The organism is Anabaena sp. FACHB-83, from assembly GCF_014697485.1.
GTDB lineage: Bacteria > Cyanobacteriota > Cyanobacteriia > Cyanobacteriales > Nostocaceae > Nostoc_B.
In genome coordinates this window covers 141,296-156,492 of record NZ_JACJRY010000006.1, presented here as the reverse complement: position 1 = coordinate 156,492, position 15,197 = coordinate 141,296, and the positions used below count along the sequence as shown (strand labels likewise).

Genomic DNA, 15,197 nt, shown 5'->3' with positions numbered 1-15,197 from the left:
AGCTATGACAAGTTCCTCAGAAATTTCTACAAGCTGGTATATTCTGCTACAGCAATTAATAGACGGTCAATCTTTGACACGCCCCCAAGCTGCGGAATTAATGCAAGGGTGGCTGAGTGAAGCTGTTCCCCCAGAATTATCAGGAGCAATTTTAACCGCCCTCAATTTTAAAGGCGTTTCCGCCGAAGAATTAACAGGTATGGCTGAAGTCTTACAATCTCAGAGTAGACCACTCAGCACTCAGCACTCAGCACTCAGCACTATCATAGACACTTGCGGAACTGGCGGTGATGGTTCATCGACTTTCAACATTTCCACGGCGGTGGCTTTTGTTGTCGCGGCTTATGGTGTCCCTGTAGCCAAACATGGCAATCGTTCCGCCTCTAGTCTGACGGGTAGCGCGGATGTTTTAGAAGCATTGGGTGTCAACTTAAGCGCACCTAGTGAAAAAGTCCAAGCCGCCTTGCAAGAAGTCGGGATCACCTTTTTATTTGCCCCCGGTTGGCATCCAGCCTTAAAGGCGGTGGCTCAATTGCGGCGCAATTTGAGGATTCGCACTGTTTTCAACTTACTGGGGCCGTTAGTTAATCCCTTGCGTCCGACTGGGCAAGTGGTGGGGTTATTTACACCCAAACTTTTAGAAACTGTGGCTCAAGCCTTACATAATCTGGGCAAACAAAAAGCGATCGTTTTACACGGGCGGGAAAGAATTGATGAAGCCAGCCTGGGGGATTTAACTGATTTAGCTGTGTTATCTGATGGCAAAGTGCAGTTAACAACTCTCAATCCTCAAGAGGTGGGTGTAACACCTGTGTCTATCAATGCCCTTAAGGGTGGTGATGTCCAGGAAAATGCGGAAATTCTCAAAGCTGTACTGCAAGGCAAAGGAACCACAGCACAACAAGATGCTGTAGCCTTAAATGCTTCCTTAGCTCTACAGGTTGCAGGTGCGATCCCGTTGTTAGATCATGCTCAAGGCGTGAGTGTGGCTAGGGAAATTCTACAGAGCGGGAGTCCGTGGCAGAAGTTGGAGGATCTAGTTCAATTTCTATCGAATTAGCTTCAGAATGCGATTGGGGACGGAATTCTACAACATTGCGCTTAATGGTGACATCGTAATTACCAAAAAAGTCATGTCCCAATAAGCCAGTTTCTAAATCTGTCCCAGCGATCGCCACTGGCACTCGATTCACCCTCACCCCGCTAACTGCCATCGAATCAACATAACCCACCGGAAATTCTACGGCTCTAGAACTCGCAGTATTCGCCTTGGCTTTGCCCACAGGTATAATACCTAACACATTCGCCATCTCCTGGGTAATCACAGTGCCACTGGCTCCTGTATCTACGATCATGTCGAATTTCTGCTGACCATTAAAAGTGACTTCCACAATCGGCGTACCACCCACGCGGCGTTTAATCGGCGCAACAAACACATTTTTTTCCCGTGGCAGAATTTCTGTTGAGGAAAAAACGCGCTGTTCTGGCTGTTGTCTGGTTGGGACAGTTTGTTGTGGCACAAATTTAGCCACAGTTTTTGGCGAGGGAACTGCCACGACTACGTTTTGATTGTCAGCTGATGGCTGTGGCAAATTCGGATTCGCCTTTTGCCGCGCATACGTTACCTTACGCTGGTATTCGACAATTTTGCCTTGAGCCGACACATAATCAGGACTTTGGCGGCTGACTTGTTCCATGAGAGCGATCGCCTCTTGAAACTGATGTACCACCAAATTCCAATCTTGAATTGATTGAGCCGATTGGCTGATAGCTACAGCTCCTGCGGCTTTGTCTAGTCCCAACTGAAAAGTATCGGGTTTAAGCGCCGACGGCGGCAATGCTGCTGATTTTGGGCTGGTGACTGGGGCTGTTGATGCAACAGGTGGTGTCACTGATGAATTGTCAGTGACCACAGATTGTTGATTACTAACAGTCTCAGTAGTCTGTTGGTCTTCACTACAGGCAACGCCCAACACAGCTAAAGCACTTGCGAGAAAAATCGGGGCTGTACGAGATAAAAAAGACTGAAGCATAATTGATATCTATTTTACCTAGCCAAACAACTGCAAAACTACTCCTGCCACCGAATCACCCTGGGAAAATAATTCAGAATTATGAAGTATGAATTATGAAGTATGAAGTGTCAGACTTTGCATTTGATGATTTACACTTTTTTAGGATGAAGACGCAGTGTCGAAGTAAAAATCTCAAATTTCAGACTTAATACTTCAGACTTCTTACTTCAAACTTCTTACTTACCCCATCCCTAATCTATCGCCTATGTCCCTGTCTGACGCAATACCCGCTTTACTTGTCTTGGCAGATGGCACTGCTTACCGTGGTTGGTCTTTCGGTGCGACGGGAACCACAATCGGGGAAGTGGTGTTTAACACTGGCATGACTGGCTATCAAGAAGTTTTGACTGACCCTAGTTACTGCGGTCAAATTGTCATTTTTACCTATCCTGAATTGGGCAACACAGGCGTTAATCCTGAAGATGAAGAATCATTGCGGCCGCAAGTGCAAGGTGCGATCGCTCGCAATATTTGTCATAAACCGAGTAACTGGCGATCGACCCAATCTTTACCCGACTACCTCAAACAAAATCAAATTCCCGGTATCTACGGCATTGATACCCGCGCTCTCACCCGCAAAATTCGGATGTTCGGCGCAATGAATGGTGGAATTTCTACAGAAATTTTGGATGAAGCCGAACTGCTAGAACAAGTCCAAGCATTTCCCAATATGGCTGGCTTGAATCTCGTCAAGGAAGTCAGCACACCCCAAGTTTATGAATGGTCAGAACCCACTATTCCCGAATGGGAATTTAATCCCGAAAACATTACTAATGGCGAAGAAACATTTACAGTTGTCGCCATTGACTTTGGGGTGAAGCGCAATATCTTGCGGCGATTGGCTAGTTATGGTTGTCGCGTGATTGTTGTCCCAGTCAACACACCCGCCGCAGAAATTCTCAGCTACAACCCAGATGGCATCTTTCTTTCCAACGGCCCTGGCGATCCCTCTGCCGTTACAGAAGGGATTGAAACCGTCAAAACCCTATTAGAAAGCCAAAAACCCATGTTTGGTATTTGTATGGGACACCAAATTTTAGGTCACGCCCTGGGTGCAGAAACCTTTAAACTTAAATTTGGCCATCGGGGGTTAAATCAGCCTGCGGGTTTACAACGGCGGATCGAAATCACCAGCCAAAATCACAGTTTTGCCATTAACCCAGATACTTTACCTCAAACATTGGTTGAGATCAGCCACCTCAACTTAAACGATCGCACTGTTGCTGGTGTCCGCCATAAATCTTTGCCCATCTTCTCGGTACAGTATCACCCCGAAGCCAGCCCTGGCCCCCATGATGCTGATTATCTATTTGAGCAATTTGTCCAAGCAATGCGATCACTACGCACAGTTTAATGGTGAGGTTAAGTAAAAATATAAAAAGTGCTAGATGGGATCTGTAAAAATTAAAAGTTAAAAGGCAAAAGTCAAAAAACTTTTACTTTTTACGTTGCCTAAACTCTGCTATCTCAGCAGGTTGTAGACAATGTGCATAAAAACCATCTATACTTGAGCGTTCACTTTAATTATCAGGAGGGAATTATTGCTGAGCCACTTAATCTAACCGTAAGCCTCAGAGGCACTCGTGAAATCCGGGATAACTGTCAGCTATTCCGCCTCACAGGTTTGTTAGATGCCTTTTCTGAACCGACATTTCGCAAGGTACTAGGCGGCAAAATTGACGAGGGGCCAAAGCACATTATTCTGGATCTCTCTCAAATTGACTTCGTTGATAGCTCTGGCTTGGGAGCCTTGGTACAGCTAGCCAAGCAGGCTCAAAACGCTGAAGGCACCTTGCAAATTGTTACAAATGCCCGTGTCACCCAAACAGTCAAACTTGTTCGCTTAGAGAAGTTCCTCTCTCTGCAAGCCACAGTGGACGCGGCTCTCGAAAATATCAAAGGGTCTTGATAGTTTGACTGGGGGTGAAATTCAGCTATCCGATAGTTTATCTGGATAGCTTAATTTTTATCAAAACTGGACGCTAACCTCTCTCCTCGTGAGAGAGGTATCAAAGCCAGCCATTTTGATTGAAATCTACAAAACTGACATATTTCATAAATCCTTTTATCGCAAAAAGGGTGTAGGTTGTATTTGTGCAAAACCCTTATACCCTTACACCCCCACACCCCTACACCCAGCCTCAACCATTCCTCTTCTTAAGAAATTCCAACTCCAGTAGAAAATCTCCCCTAAAAAGATAGAATTAATTGGGTAATCCTGATAGTATAGATTGTGCTACGTAAGATATTTTAAATATATTCAAGAAAAATTAATCGTCTAAAAGTATTCTGTTAAGGAATGATAAATTTGTGGACTCCGAGGAGGAAGAACCAATAGATAGACAAGATGAACCTCCTACATCTGATGATTTATCTTGGGTGCAAGCCTGTCTAGCCAGCAATGTACAACTACACCAAACAATTTCCCCAAGCCAAGTGCAGCAAATTTCTCCGGCTGCTCTTGCTTATGTAGGAGATGCAATCTATGAGCTTTATGCTAGAATGTTCTATCTATTGCCATTACAACGGCTAGAAACTTATCACCGTTTGGTAGTGGCTCAGGTGAGAGCAGAAACACAAGCCCTACATTTGCGATCGCTGATTCCTCATCTGAGGGAAGCCGAACTAGAAATTGTCCGCAGAGGACGTAACGCCTCGACCGGACGGCCTAAACGCCTTGCTCCCGAAATTTATCAACAAGCAACTAGCTTAGAAACTTTGATTGGTTACTTGTATCTTACCGATATCCCACGCTTAACCGAATTGTTGCAAAAACTTCATCTCGAACAAGAGTGAGACATTTCACCTGAGCATTCAAAAATTGGTGTGTTCGGTTCAGCACCTTTAAATATTCAGGATGCCTACTTATAAGCTCATACATAGAAACTCATTATGACTAGCAAACCCAAAAAGCTCCAGACATCTGGTGAACCCAATCGTGGGCGGACTGTGAAAATTAAAGGCAAGCGTTTTAGTGGTAGTCCGATTCGGAAAGCCAAACCAGGAGAGCGTGAAAACCACGCCACACCAAGCAATTCCTCGGCAAATCATCAGTTTTCTTATCAATCTCCCATTCTCAAGAAAACAGAAGATAACGAAAATGATTTAATCTACGGTCGTCATCCAGTTTTGAGTGCTTTAGAAAGTCAACGGGAACTCAATCGTGTGTGGGTAACAGCGCGGTTACGCTACGATCCCCGATTTCACAACTTGCTACTACAAGCAAAAGAAAATGGCACAGTTATCGATGAAGTAGAACCCAAGCGTCTTGACCAAATTACCGAAGGCGCTAATCACCAAGGAATAGCAGCCCAAATCGCCCCCTATTCCTACCTAGAATTACCAGACTTAGTTGCTCAAGCTAAATCTGCTGTCAATGATCCCGTGATTGTTGTCGCGGAGGGGATCACCGACCCACATAACTTAGGAGCAATTATCCGCACTGCGGAAGCAATTGGCGCTCAAGGTTTGGTTATCCCCCAAAGACGAGCTGTAGGGATCACTTCAACAGTCGTCAAAGTTGCCGCCGGCGCTTTAGAAAACTTTGCAGTATCAAGAGTAATTAACCTCAGCCGCGCTTTAGAAGAACTCAAAGAAGCTGGTTTTTGGATTTATGGTACCGCCGCTACAGGAAGCGAACCCATACATACAATACGTTTTAGCGGGCCTATAGTTTTAGTCATCGGCTCCGAAGGCGAAGGCTTAAGCATGTTAACTCAACGTGCATGTGATGTTTTGGTGTCAATTCCCTTACAAGGAAAAACCCCTAGTTTAAATGCCTCTGTTGCTGCTGGGATGGCACTTTACGAGGTTTATCGCCAACGTTCTTTGAACACTTTGTATCTAAATAAGTTACCAAAACCTCTTTGAAAAAAAAGAGCAAAAGAGTATAAAGAAATGTAAAGCAACCACAATCACAACGTAGTATCTAACAACTACTACCAGATTGATCAATCAGCAACTACCATGAAAACCATCGGGTACGACATGAAAGAAGCTTTAATCAACACATTTAATAGTCTCGGATTAGCGTGGTGGGTAGAAATACTAACACAAAACCCCCGTTGCACTTACTACTTTGGGCCATTTCTCACTTCTGCTGATGCCAAATTAGCCTTAAAAGGCTATGTGGAAGATTTAGAACTGGAAGGGGCGCAAGGAATACAAGTGAATGTCAAACGCTGCAAGCCAGATAATTTGACAATTGCCGACGACTTGGGGGAACGGATTGACCGCAAAGTAAAGCCTGCCTTTAGCGGTCAGATTTAATTCAGGCAATTAATTTGGGATTTTGGATGTTAGATTAACTTGCAATCCAAAATCGCAAATCTAAAATCTAAAATTTTCTTGGTGCGCTTCTAACCAGTGGTCGATGTCGCTCAGTACTTGATGCGGAATTTCCCACGGGAAAAGATGTGCGGTGTCGGGGTAACATTGCCACTGACTATCTTTGAGATGTCTAGCGGTTTCTAAACTAGATTCGGCTGTGATGTGGCGGTCTTGAGCGCCTGCTAGTACTAGGCTAGGGCAATTAACTTGCTCTAGTTCTGCTAGACGATTGTATCGAGAGCGCAAAGCATTGGATAAAGCACGAGTCGCAGCAGGTGAGGTTTGTAAATAAGCTGGGACTGCTGCTTGGGCAATGTATTTATAGGCAGTGGCATTATGCTGTTGAATCAAGTAACGAAACAGCGATCGCTTACCAAATGTATCAATATTCCATTGCCAACTAGGCTTAATTAAATTTAACAAAGCTGCAATGCCTGTATACAAGTTATCCTGCCAAGTAATCGGCGGATGACTACCGTAAGGTCTAGCGGCTGTGGCTATCAAAATTAGCCCCGTGACACGCTCTGGCATCTTAAAAGCTAATTCCATCGCTAAAATTCCACCTAGTGACCAACCCAATATCAAGCATTTTTCAATGGCAAAGCGGTCTAAAAGGGCTTCTAGGTCGGTTAAATGGTCTGTCATGGCAAAATTACCTTGATAGCGGCTTTTGCCATAACCACGCAAATCTGGAGCGAAAGTTTGAAAGCGTTGAGATAAGTGATTAGTAAATACAGAAAGACTACGACCAGAACCAGGATGACCATGTATCGCTAAAATTGGAAATCCTTGACCTTGAACGTAGGTGTTAAGGCTGACAGTACCCACAGTTGGAACCATGTAATTTGAGAGTAAAAATTCAGAAGTCAGAATCTAGAATGATTAATATATATTGAAGGAAGAAATCAATCTTCGCCTACCTTTGTATATTGATCAACGGCTTAATTGAGCAGCAATTGAACGACTCCAAATCAACACAGAAACATCAGTTCCAATGATTTGTTATAGCCCTTCTGAATGCGGCTGGAAATCTAGTCTGGTGGTAAACTGATTTTGCCGTTATTATAGTTCTCCCACAATTCAAATCCCATTTTGAACCTTTGTTTAGACGTATCCATATATGCTTTAACTTCAGACTGCAACAACTTTTTCATCACAGGTTGCTTTGATAAATTTAACAATTTCTTTAATTCATCTTCCGAAAAATCAGCTTCCAATCTTGCTGCATAGGCATCTTTGAAGTATCTCCAACCGATTTCTCGTACAAACATCTTCCTAAACCTGGTATAAAGCTTAAAATCGTCGCCCTTACCTATTAACGTGCCAATCAAGTGGTCGAAATGCAGATCGTATCTTTGTGCAATTCCTATCTCTAGTAGTACCTCAGTTGCTAATTTATACTTGGAGGTTGCTTTGGGAGGTGTTTTTGATTGGTATTCAACTAAAGGGAGTTGTTGAGAATTCGCTACATATACCGTGAAGAACGTAAAGCAGACGATAAGCAACAATCCGAGAAACCTTGAAAATTTTAACTTTACTTTGAACATAGGAATTGAAGTACCTGAAATTCGATATAAAATTACGCCAAAAGTCTAATCCATACTGCGGCTCAATTATCCTGTTATATTATGTTTTTTGTACATGAACCTGACCACTTGTGGTTGCCTAATTTTGGCTAAAAACTGACAATTTTAATGGATGTATCGGTTTGGCATAAATATTTATTCTACTGTCAGACTTCAGATTTCAATTGACGTGAAAACTAAAGTTAAAACTAGCCCAATGATTCACATTTAATGTATAAAAATCATTCGCTGTTGCATTGGTTTCGGCGGTGGTAAGGCTGGCGTTATGTAAATCTTGTAAGATGGCTTGGGCGATTTCCCAAGGATTGACTAATGCACCGATTGGTTGTTGGTCGCCTGTGGGATATTTAGCAGTTTCTAAAGCTTTGAGGGTGGTGGTGAAGGGTGCAAGACTCAAAATTAATTGGTGTTCACATTCGTAAGCTGGCCCTGAAATCGGCCATCCAGATGTAGCTGTATTGTTTGGCAGAGTTATGGTTTCGCCAGCCGGGATGACTACTTGTTGGAGTACGGGTTTTGTTTCGGAAGTGTTGGGTTCTTCCACGGTTTGCCAAGGGTAAAAAGCGATCGCAGTTCTATGATTTTTCAATCCTATTAGCATTAAATATACTGTGCGATCGCCTTTATTGTGGATGCGGTATTGAATCCGACTACCAATCGGCACAATGGAAGTGCTGAGTGATTTTTTGGGTAATGTTTTTGTGTCAAGAGTGCGTAAGGTTTCTCTTTGTAAAATGACCTTTGGTGATATCCCATTCACTATTTCTAAACTGCCTTTGATTGGTAGGCGGGAAGAACCTTCATTTTCTGTGAGTCGCCATAACTTGGCTGCTAGTAAATGTGGCAATTTTGTAGCTAACCTTGTAACTGCTACCTTCACAGCTTCCCCAACTTCCCCTGCGTCATTGGCAATTAATTGTCCAGCCGGAGCTAATAAACCATAACGGCTGGGAGTTTGGGAAAGTTTACCAAATATATAATCGGGTGGTTGTTCTCCAGTGACGACACTAACCATAGATGCCATTGCGGCAAAGGCGCTAGTAGCATCAACTCTTTCAATTCTTTCCAACCCAGAATCTAAACCGATATTTAAACTAACATTGCGTGGTAAAATTCTCACTGCTTCTTGAATTAGTTGCCCAACTTGCAGAGGAGTGGCTAATTCTAAACCAGAAATTTGCGCTTTGGCTGTTAACCCTGTACGCGATCGCAATATTAGCTGTTCTCCATTTGCAGAAGTCAAGCGAGAATTGACACCGTAGTTTTCTAATACTTGTGGTGGGAGTCCTCCTAGCCAAATTTGGACGGTTTTTCCATCTTCTTCTATGTTTAAAATTGCTCCCTCAGCACCAAGATTTTGGTCTAACAGCAAGCTTTCGCTGGTTACGGCCTTTTTGCTATTGACTAAACTCGGATGCTGTTTACTACCCCATTTAGACATTGCACTGTCTACATGAGCAAGGCTAAATTGCAGTGTGGTAGTGGGAGTGGTTTCCCAGAGGTACTGAGTTAAAGCATAGGTAAATAAGCCAGCACTAAACCCCGAAAATAGTCCTTCTTGGGCTACTTGTTTGGGATCAGTAGTGGCAGATAAGATAACTGCATTGGTCAATGAAGCTTTCGTTTTGAGTTGTTCGAGAAATTCAATTTCTGCGGTGGCTAACTTGGCGGCTAACTCTTGACGGGCGCGAATTCGCCAATTTGTGGGTTGAATTGTACTAGGCAGATCATAACTAGTATCTAATATTGCTGTGACCTTTTCTGTAGGGAGCGATCGCAGCAACAATAACAGAGTCTCTTCTAAAATATAAGTAGCTATCTTCTCATCTTGAATTTCTAAATTTTCGTTGGTTGGCACTAAAGCATTTTGTAGTGTTTCATCAGACTCGTTTATCCTGATGCGCGTACCATAGCCGCTAAAGTGAAAAACAACTACATCATCAGATTTGACTTGTTTACCAAGATGATCTAAACAAGCCGCCTCAATAAATTCCCGACTCGCTTGTTCATCAGTTAACGTCAAAATATTGGCAGGTACAAAGCCGAACCGATGAATCAACAGTTCTTTCTGCAATTCCACATCGGTAAGACAGCCACTCAGCGAAGGACTTTTGCGGTATTGATTAATGCCGACTAATAAAGCTAGTTTTCGGGGCGTGGGTTGTGCTAAAGCTTGGTAGTGCTGACTCCAAGTAAACAATTCCGCTTCCGTGACACCCAACACCGCCAGTATTGAGCCAATCCGTTTTAAAAAAGTCCGACGCTGCATAAAGTTAGCTATCAGTCCTCAGCCTGTCAGCTAACAGCTTAAAGGGCTGAAGTCGTGACTGTAAAGTTAAAGTTTTTACTATTTACATCTTGACAAGTTTAAAACTTATGGCAATTCGATGAGCAGCTATCCCTAATAAATCTTGTAGAGTCTTGCATTAGGCGACTGGAAGTCGCGGCTACACGGGCAAAACCCGCCTATGCGGGTTAAGAACCTTGATTTTCTCTCAGTCCGCGCAGGCGGACTTTGTTTGTATAGCCCCGATTTCTAATCGCTAGGGCTAGATGCAAGATGAGAGTCTCTACGCCTCATCTATTGATTAAGTCAAGGCTGGAACAGGAATGGGAACTCGCATCGCCCGCGCCAATTCGGCTGCAACTTCTGGGCGGGAGAATTCTGGTGGGGGTAATTCACCGCGACGCAGCATTTCTCTGACTTTTGTACCTGAAAGGTGAATACGTTCTTCTGGTTTGCTGGGACTGGTTTTAGTCGTCGCCATTTGCTTGGTACGTGTGCAGTAGAAAGCGTGTTCAAACTTCATCGGTACAATTCCGATTTCACTTGGCTCAAATTCATCAAAGATGTATTGAGCGTCATAAGTGCCATAATAATCGCCAACGCCAGCATGATCCCGCCCGACAATGAAGTGAGTACAGCCGTAGTTTTTGCGAACTAAAGCATGGAAGATAGCCTCACGGGGGCCAGCGTAACGCATTGCGGCTGGGTTAATTGCTAAAACTACGCGATCGTGGGGATAATAATGCTCCAGCAAAATTTCATAGCAGCGCATCCGCACATCAGCAGCAATGTCATCATCTTTAGTTGCGCCTACCAATGGGTGCAAAAATAGAGCGTCTACAGTTTCCAAGGCGCACTTTTGGATATATTCATGAGCGCGGTGGATGGGGTTGCGGGTTTGGAAACCCACAACAGTTTTCCAACCATTTTCCCGAAACATTTGCCGTGAAGCAGAGGGGTCAATTTGATAAGTGGGAAACTGAGGATGGGGATCTCGTTGCAACAGCCAGATATCACCAGCAAGATGTACAGAACCTTGGTTATAAACTACCTGCACACCAGGATGATTTGCGTCATCTGTGCGGTAGACATTGACAGCTTCGCGGATTTTGTCGTAAGTATATTTTTGTGTGAGTTGTAAAACCCCAATAAACCGACCTGCGGGGTTATCTAAGCGAATTAAATCACCTTCTTTTAGGGGAGAAGCAACTTCTTCTGCTACCGAAAGTGTAATTGGAATTGACCATACCAGACCGTTAGCCAGACGCATTTCAGTGACAACGCGATCGTAGTCCGACTGGTTCATAAAACCAGTGAGTGGACTAAAAGCACCGATCGCAATCATTTCTAAATCAGAAACCGCACGCTCGTCTAGTTGCACACGAGGCAAAAATTCCGCCTGAGACAGAAACTCTTCTCTTTGTTCCGGTGTGGCGATGCGATTAACTAACTCTCCACCGTGCGGCGCAATAGCATCTTGATGGTGACTCAACGTAATCCCCTCTTAGCGATAACTGTAATTGTTGCAAACTATGTATTAACTAACTTATCAAATGCTGGTACAGAGAGTAAAAATACTTCTGTAAAATTAGTCAAAAGAAGATTGAAAAAAGTAGTTATTGCCCATCAAGTATGTTTGACCCTCTCAAGTACGCTGATGAACTCATTGATTCAAAACAGGAAAATGAGTTATTGAAGTGGCTGCGACAACTTAATGATGAGGAAAAATTTACCTTTGTTTGGCGCGTATTAAACGCAAATCCTGGGCAGGGTTGTAAATTAGCCAAGCGATCGCAACTCAAACCTATTTTTTTAGAAGTGATTCTCGCAAATGGTTTAGTCTATGGTGACGCAAGCACGGTGGAATGGTATATCAAAGCTGTTCTGCCCAATTTAGGTTACAAGCGAGTACTTGAGATTATCAAAGCTCAGATAGATATTGCGCCATTATGTGTGTATAAAACTCTCTACTGGCTACCTTCGTTATACCGTAATCAATCAACACAACTAAAAAATGAGATATGCACACTTATTGAAGAATTCAATCAAAAGTATCCCAATTATGAACCACGTAGAAGCACGGGTACTCATGCTTAACAGCTAAATACTGACGATGAGTAGAGACATTGAATTTTAACGTCTCTACACAAGCATTTAACTAAACTGCTCAATAATTCCGCCGCCTAACACTTTTACCCCGTTGTACCAAACTGCTGCTTGTCCTGGGGTAATGCTGAACTGGGGTTCATCAAATACCAAGCGGACACGGGAATTTTCCAGAGGAATTACCGTCACTGGTACAGGCTGAGAACGATAGCGGACTTGAACTTCAGCTTGAATTGGTGTGGAGGGTTCAGCGATGGAAACCCAATTTACTCGCCCGACTGTACATTCTGGCTGAGTTACTTTGGTGCGATCGCCTACCACAACCCGATTATTCACAGCATCCAATTCCACCACGTATAATGGTTCAGCCGCCGCAATGCCTAAACCTTTGCGCTGACCAATGGTGTAATGATGGACACCATCATGTTGTCCCAAAACTTTACCTGTGGTATCCACAATATCCCCTTTTTTGGGAGCAAGATATTTATCTAAAAATGCCCGCATGGAACCATTGCTTTCCACTAAGCACAAGTCTTGACTTTCTGGTTTGTCGGCAGTTTTCAAATTATATTCCGCAGCAATCCGGCGCGTATCTGTTTTTTCTAGTTCACCCAGAGGAAATACGGAAGCTGCGAGTAAATCTTGAGACAAATCATACAAAAAGTAAGACTGGTCTTTGTTACGGTCAACTGCTCTTAGTAACTGATAACGCCCACTTGCATCATCATAATTAATCTGGGCATAATGACCAGTGGCAATGCGATCGCATCCCAATTGTTCACGAGCATATTCCACCATCGGGCCAAACTTCACCGTTTTATTGCACTGGGAACAAGGTAACGGCGTAATTCCCGCACTATAACCAGACACTAAATAATCAACAATATTGCTCTGAAAGACATCCCGAATATCCACAACTTGATGGGGAATACCTAGTTGTTCGCAAATATCAGCCGCGTCGATCATTCCTTCAGAGCAACATTGCCCTTTGCCTTTCATCAGCCAAAGGGTCAAACCAATTACTTCATAGCCCTGATTATGTAAGATAGCAGCAGCAACAGAACTGTCAACGCCACCGGAAAGACCAACGACAACTTTTTTCATATCTTTAATGTTTTTAGACTAGCAGCTGCTGACGACAGAAATTAGAACTGTTTCCATTAATTCTGATGGGCTGTAAGATATCCGACTAGCGGATCTAAATACCCTGACTGAGCGATCGGCTTTTTTAAAGACAGCTGCGCGACTGCTCAATTGTAGCATACATATCTCAAACCCTTGCTAGTCAAGCACTTGGGTGACTAATAAATATTGCTAGTCATAAATTGTGGCTATACATCAATACATTTCAGTTAAGGCTAAAAACTTATACTGGTGTAGCGACTGTCTTGAATGTCAAAATATTTGCGGAGCATCCCTTGTGGGATGAAAATTATGGTTGGAAGAATATTTTAAAAAATTTACGTCTGATTGTTCAACCTTTAATCTTTTTCAATTTGATTAAACCTTGGCTCAAGGTATTTCCTATTCCTCAACTTTCTACAGGATTTTCTTACTTGATTAGCATCATGAATACCTTGTAAATTATGTCATGGAATACCGCAGAGCAAAAGTAGAAGGAGGTACTTTTTTCTTCACTGTGGTTACTCACAAGCGCCAGGAATTTCTCTGCGAACCAGAGAATATTATTTTATTGCGACAAGCATTCAAAAAAGTGATTGCACAACATCCATTGATTGTAGATGCGATCGCTATTTTACCAAACCATATCCATTGTCTTTGGAGTTTACCACCAGGAGATAGTGATTTTTCCAATCGTTGGCGATTAATTAAAAACTATTTTAGTCATCGTTGCGATGTTAAATATCATGGAAAAATATCAGCATCGCGTCAAAATAAAGGCGAATTAGCAGTTTGGCAACGCCGATTTTGGGAACATCAAATTAAAGATGAAGTTGATTTTATTCGCCATTGTGATTACATCCATTACAACCCCGTTAAACATGGCTATGTCAAAGCACCTAAAGATTGGCAATATTCCAGTTTTATGTTGTATGTACAGCGAGGAATATATCATATTGATTGGGGTGCAGAAGAAGATATAGAATTTCCCCAAGATATAGGAAATGAATAATATTCGTAGGTTGGGTGAAGGCGCACAAGAGATATTGAAAAGAACACGGTAAATCTATATTGCGCCGTAACCCAACACCAAATTATAATATTTTGAGAAAATATTGTGACAGGTAAAATAATTGCAGCGTGAATTTTACCGTTTGAATTAAAATATTTTGGTAGTTGAAAGTTTTGCGGTTTTCTTCGTGGCATTTGTTGGGTTCCACTTCGTTCCACCCAACCTACAAGATCAGGCGATCGTACTGGATCATGTACCCAAACGGCAGCAATTTAAATTTACAACCAAAAATGATGGTTCTTCAATTAAATTAAGGAATAAACCATGAAGAATATATTTACGGGTGACGAATTAGTTGAATATGCTAGAACTATTAGTTCAAAGGAAGAATTCGAGCATTTTTTAAAATGCCTTATCCAAGATTACAAGGAAAATAAAAATGAGTGGGAAAATGCCGATTTATCTCTTTATTTAGATGGTCTTGCTAAGTTTACAGTTGATATGTCTGGCTATTATTCAAATTTGAATGAGGACATTAACGTCAATGATATAACTTGGCGTATTGTAGCAGAAATGCTTTTAGCTGCCTCTGTCTATGGAAACTAGTCAAAAATCCTAAATTCAGCAGTTATTGTAGGTTGGGTGCAGGCGCACAAGGATATTTGTAGAGACACACTAAA

General features: G+C 42.7%; 15 protein-coding genes and 1 pseudogene. 10 read left to right on the top strand and 6 right to left on the bottom strand.

Going from position 1 to position 15,197, the window contains the following annotated elements; translation table 11 throughout:
• The first annotated feature begins 4 nt into the window (after positions 1–4).
• A complete protein-coding gene (trpD, locus tag H6G79_RS09865; RefSeq protein WP_190589196.1) occupies positions 5–1,060 on the top strand; it encodes an anthranilate phosphoribosyltransferase in 1,056 nt (351 codons plus the stop codon).
• Here trpD and H6G79_RS09860 read toward each other — a convergent pair.
• On the bottom strand, positions 990–2,033 hold the full coding sequence (locus H6G79_RS09860) for a TIGR02281 family clan AA aspartic protease (RefSeq protein ID WP_190589198.1): 1,044 nt from the start codon (positions 2,031–2,033) through the stop codon (positions 990–992). The genes trpD and H6G79_RS09860 overlap by 71 nt on opposite strands.
• Before the next feature lie 247 nt (positions 2,034–2,280).
• On the opposite strand from H6G79_RS09860, the gene carA reads away from it, so the two are divergent.
• The 5 genes from carA to H6G79_RS09835 all read left to right on the top strand — a co-directional run bounded on the left by carA (position 2,281) and on the right by H6G79_RS09835 (position 6,344).
• The gene (carA, locus tag H6G79_RS09855) at positions 2,281–3,429 is read left to right on the top strand and encodes a glutamine-hydrolyzing carbamoyl-phosphate synthase small subunit (RefSeq protein WP_190589200.1); all 1,149 of its coding nucleotides are present in this window, start codon (positions 2,281–2,283) and stop codon (positions 3,427–3,429) included.
• A 153-nt stretch (positions 3,430–3,582) separates the two neighbouring features.
• On the top strand, positions 3,583–3,984 hold the full coding sequence (locus tag H6G79_RS09850) for an STAS domain-containing protein (RefSeq protein WP_190589202.1): 402 nt from the start codon (positions 3,583–3,585) through the stop codon (positions 3,982–3,984).
• Between the two features lie 401 nt (positions 3,985–4,385).
• Positions 4,386–4,871 (top strand): ribonuclease III domain-containing protein, encoded by a 486-nt coding sequence (locus H6G79_RS09845; RefSeq protein WP_190589204.1) that lies wholly within the window; start codon positions 4,386–4,388, stop codon positions 4,869–4,871.
• A gap of 96 nt (positions 4,872–4,967) precedes the next feature.
• Entirely contained in the window at positions 4,968–5,945 is a 978-nt protein-coding gene (rlmB, locus tag H6G79_RS09840) for a 23S rRNA (guanosine(2251)-2'-O)-methyltransferase RlmB (protein WP_190589206.1), read from the top strand.
• Positions 5,946–6,041: 96 nt separating this feature from the next.
• Positions 6,042–6,344 carry a DUF1816 domain-containing protein gene (locus H6G79_RS09835; RefSeq protein WP_190589209.1) on the top strand — a complete coding sequence of 101 codons (303 nt, stop codon included), beginning with the start codon at positions 6,042–6,044 and terminating at the stop codon, positions 6,342–6,344.
• Between the two features lie 60 nt (positions 6,345–6,404).
• Here the strand turns inward: H6G79_RS09835 and H6G79_RS09830 are convergent, their stop codons facing one another.
• The 4 genes from H6G79_RS09830 to sat form a co-directional block, all read right to left on the bottom strand.
• Entirely contained in the window at positions 6,405–7,244 is an 840-nt protein-coding gene (locus H6G79_RS09830; protein WP_190589211.1) for an alpha/beta fold hydrolase, read from the bottom strand.
• A gap of 191 nt (positions 7,245–7,435) precedes the next feature.
• Positions 7,436–7,951 (bottom strand): DUF2059 domain-containing protein, encoded by a 516-nt coding sequence (locus tag H6G79_RS09825; RefSeq protein ID WP_190589213.1) that lies wholly within the window; start codon positions 7,949–7,951, stop codon positions 7,436–7,438.
• Positions 7,952–8,150: 199 nt separating this feature from the next.
• The gene (locus H6G79_RS09820) at positions 8,151–10,259 is read right to left on the bottom strand and encodes a caspase family protein (protein WP_190589215.1); all 2,109 of its coding nucleotides are present in this window, start codon (positions 10,257–10,259) and stop codon (positions 8,151–8,153) included.
• Positions 10,260–10,578: 319 nt separating this feature from the next.
• Complete coding sequence (gene sat, locus H6G79_RS09815) at positions 10,579–11,769, bottom strand: sulfate adenylyltransferase (RefSeq protein ID WP_190589217.1); 1,191 nt, start codon at positions 11,767–11,769, stop codon at positions 10,579–10,581.
• A gap of 140 nt (positions 11,770–11,909) precedes the next feature.
• On the opposite strand from sat, the gene H6G79_RS09810 reads away from it, so the two are divergent.
• Complete coding sequence (locus H6G79_RS09810; protein ID WP_190589218.1) at positions 11,910–12,374, top strand: hypothetical protein; 465 nt, start codon at positions 11,910–11,912, stop codon at positions 12,372–12,374.
• Between the two features lie 57 nt (positions 12,375–12,431).
• On the opposite strand, the gene mnmA is transcribed toward H6G79_RS09810, so the two are convergent.
• A complete protein-coding gene (gene mnmA, locus H6G79_RS09805) occupies positions 12,432–13,487 on the bottom strand; it encodes a tRNA 2-thiouridine(34) synthase MnmA (RefSeq protein ID WP_190589219.1) in 1,056 nt (351 codons plus the stop codon).
• Between the two features lie 299 nt (positions 13,488–13,786).
• On the opposite strand from mnmA, the pseudogene H6G79_RS36660 reads away from it, so the two are divergent.
• The 3 genes and pseudogenes from H6G79_RS36660 to H6G79_RS09790 all read left to right on the top strand — a co-directional run.
• Positions 13,787–13,954 (top strand): annotated as a pseudogene (locus tag H6G79_RS36660) (IS701 family transposase); the annotation flags it as partial.
• 20 nt (positions 13,955–13,974) lie between these two features.
• A complete protein-coding gene (locus H6G79_RS09795) occupies positions 13,975–14,517 on the top strand; it encodes an REP-associated tyrosine transposase (protein ID WP_190589221.1) in 543 nt (180 codons plus the stop codon).
• Positions 14,518–14,841: 324 nt separating this feature from the next.
• Entirely contained in the window at positions 14,842–15,123 is a 282-nt protein-coding gene (locus tag H6G79_RS09790; RefSeq protein WP_190589222.1) for a hypothetical protein, read from the top strand.
• Positions 15,124–15,197 lie beyond the last annotated feature (74 nt).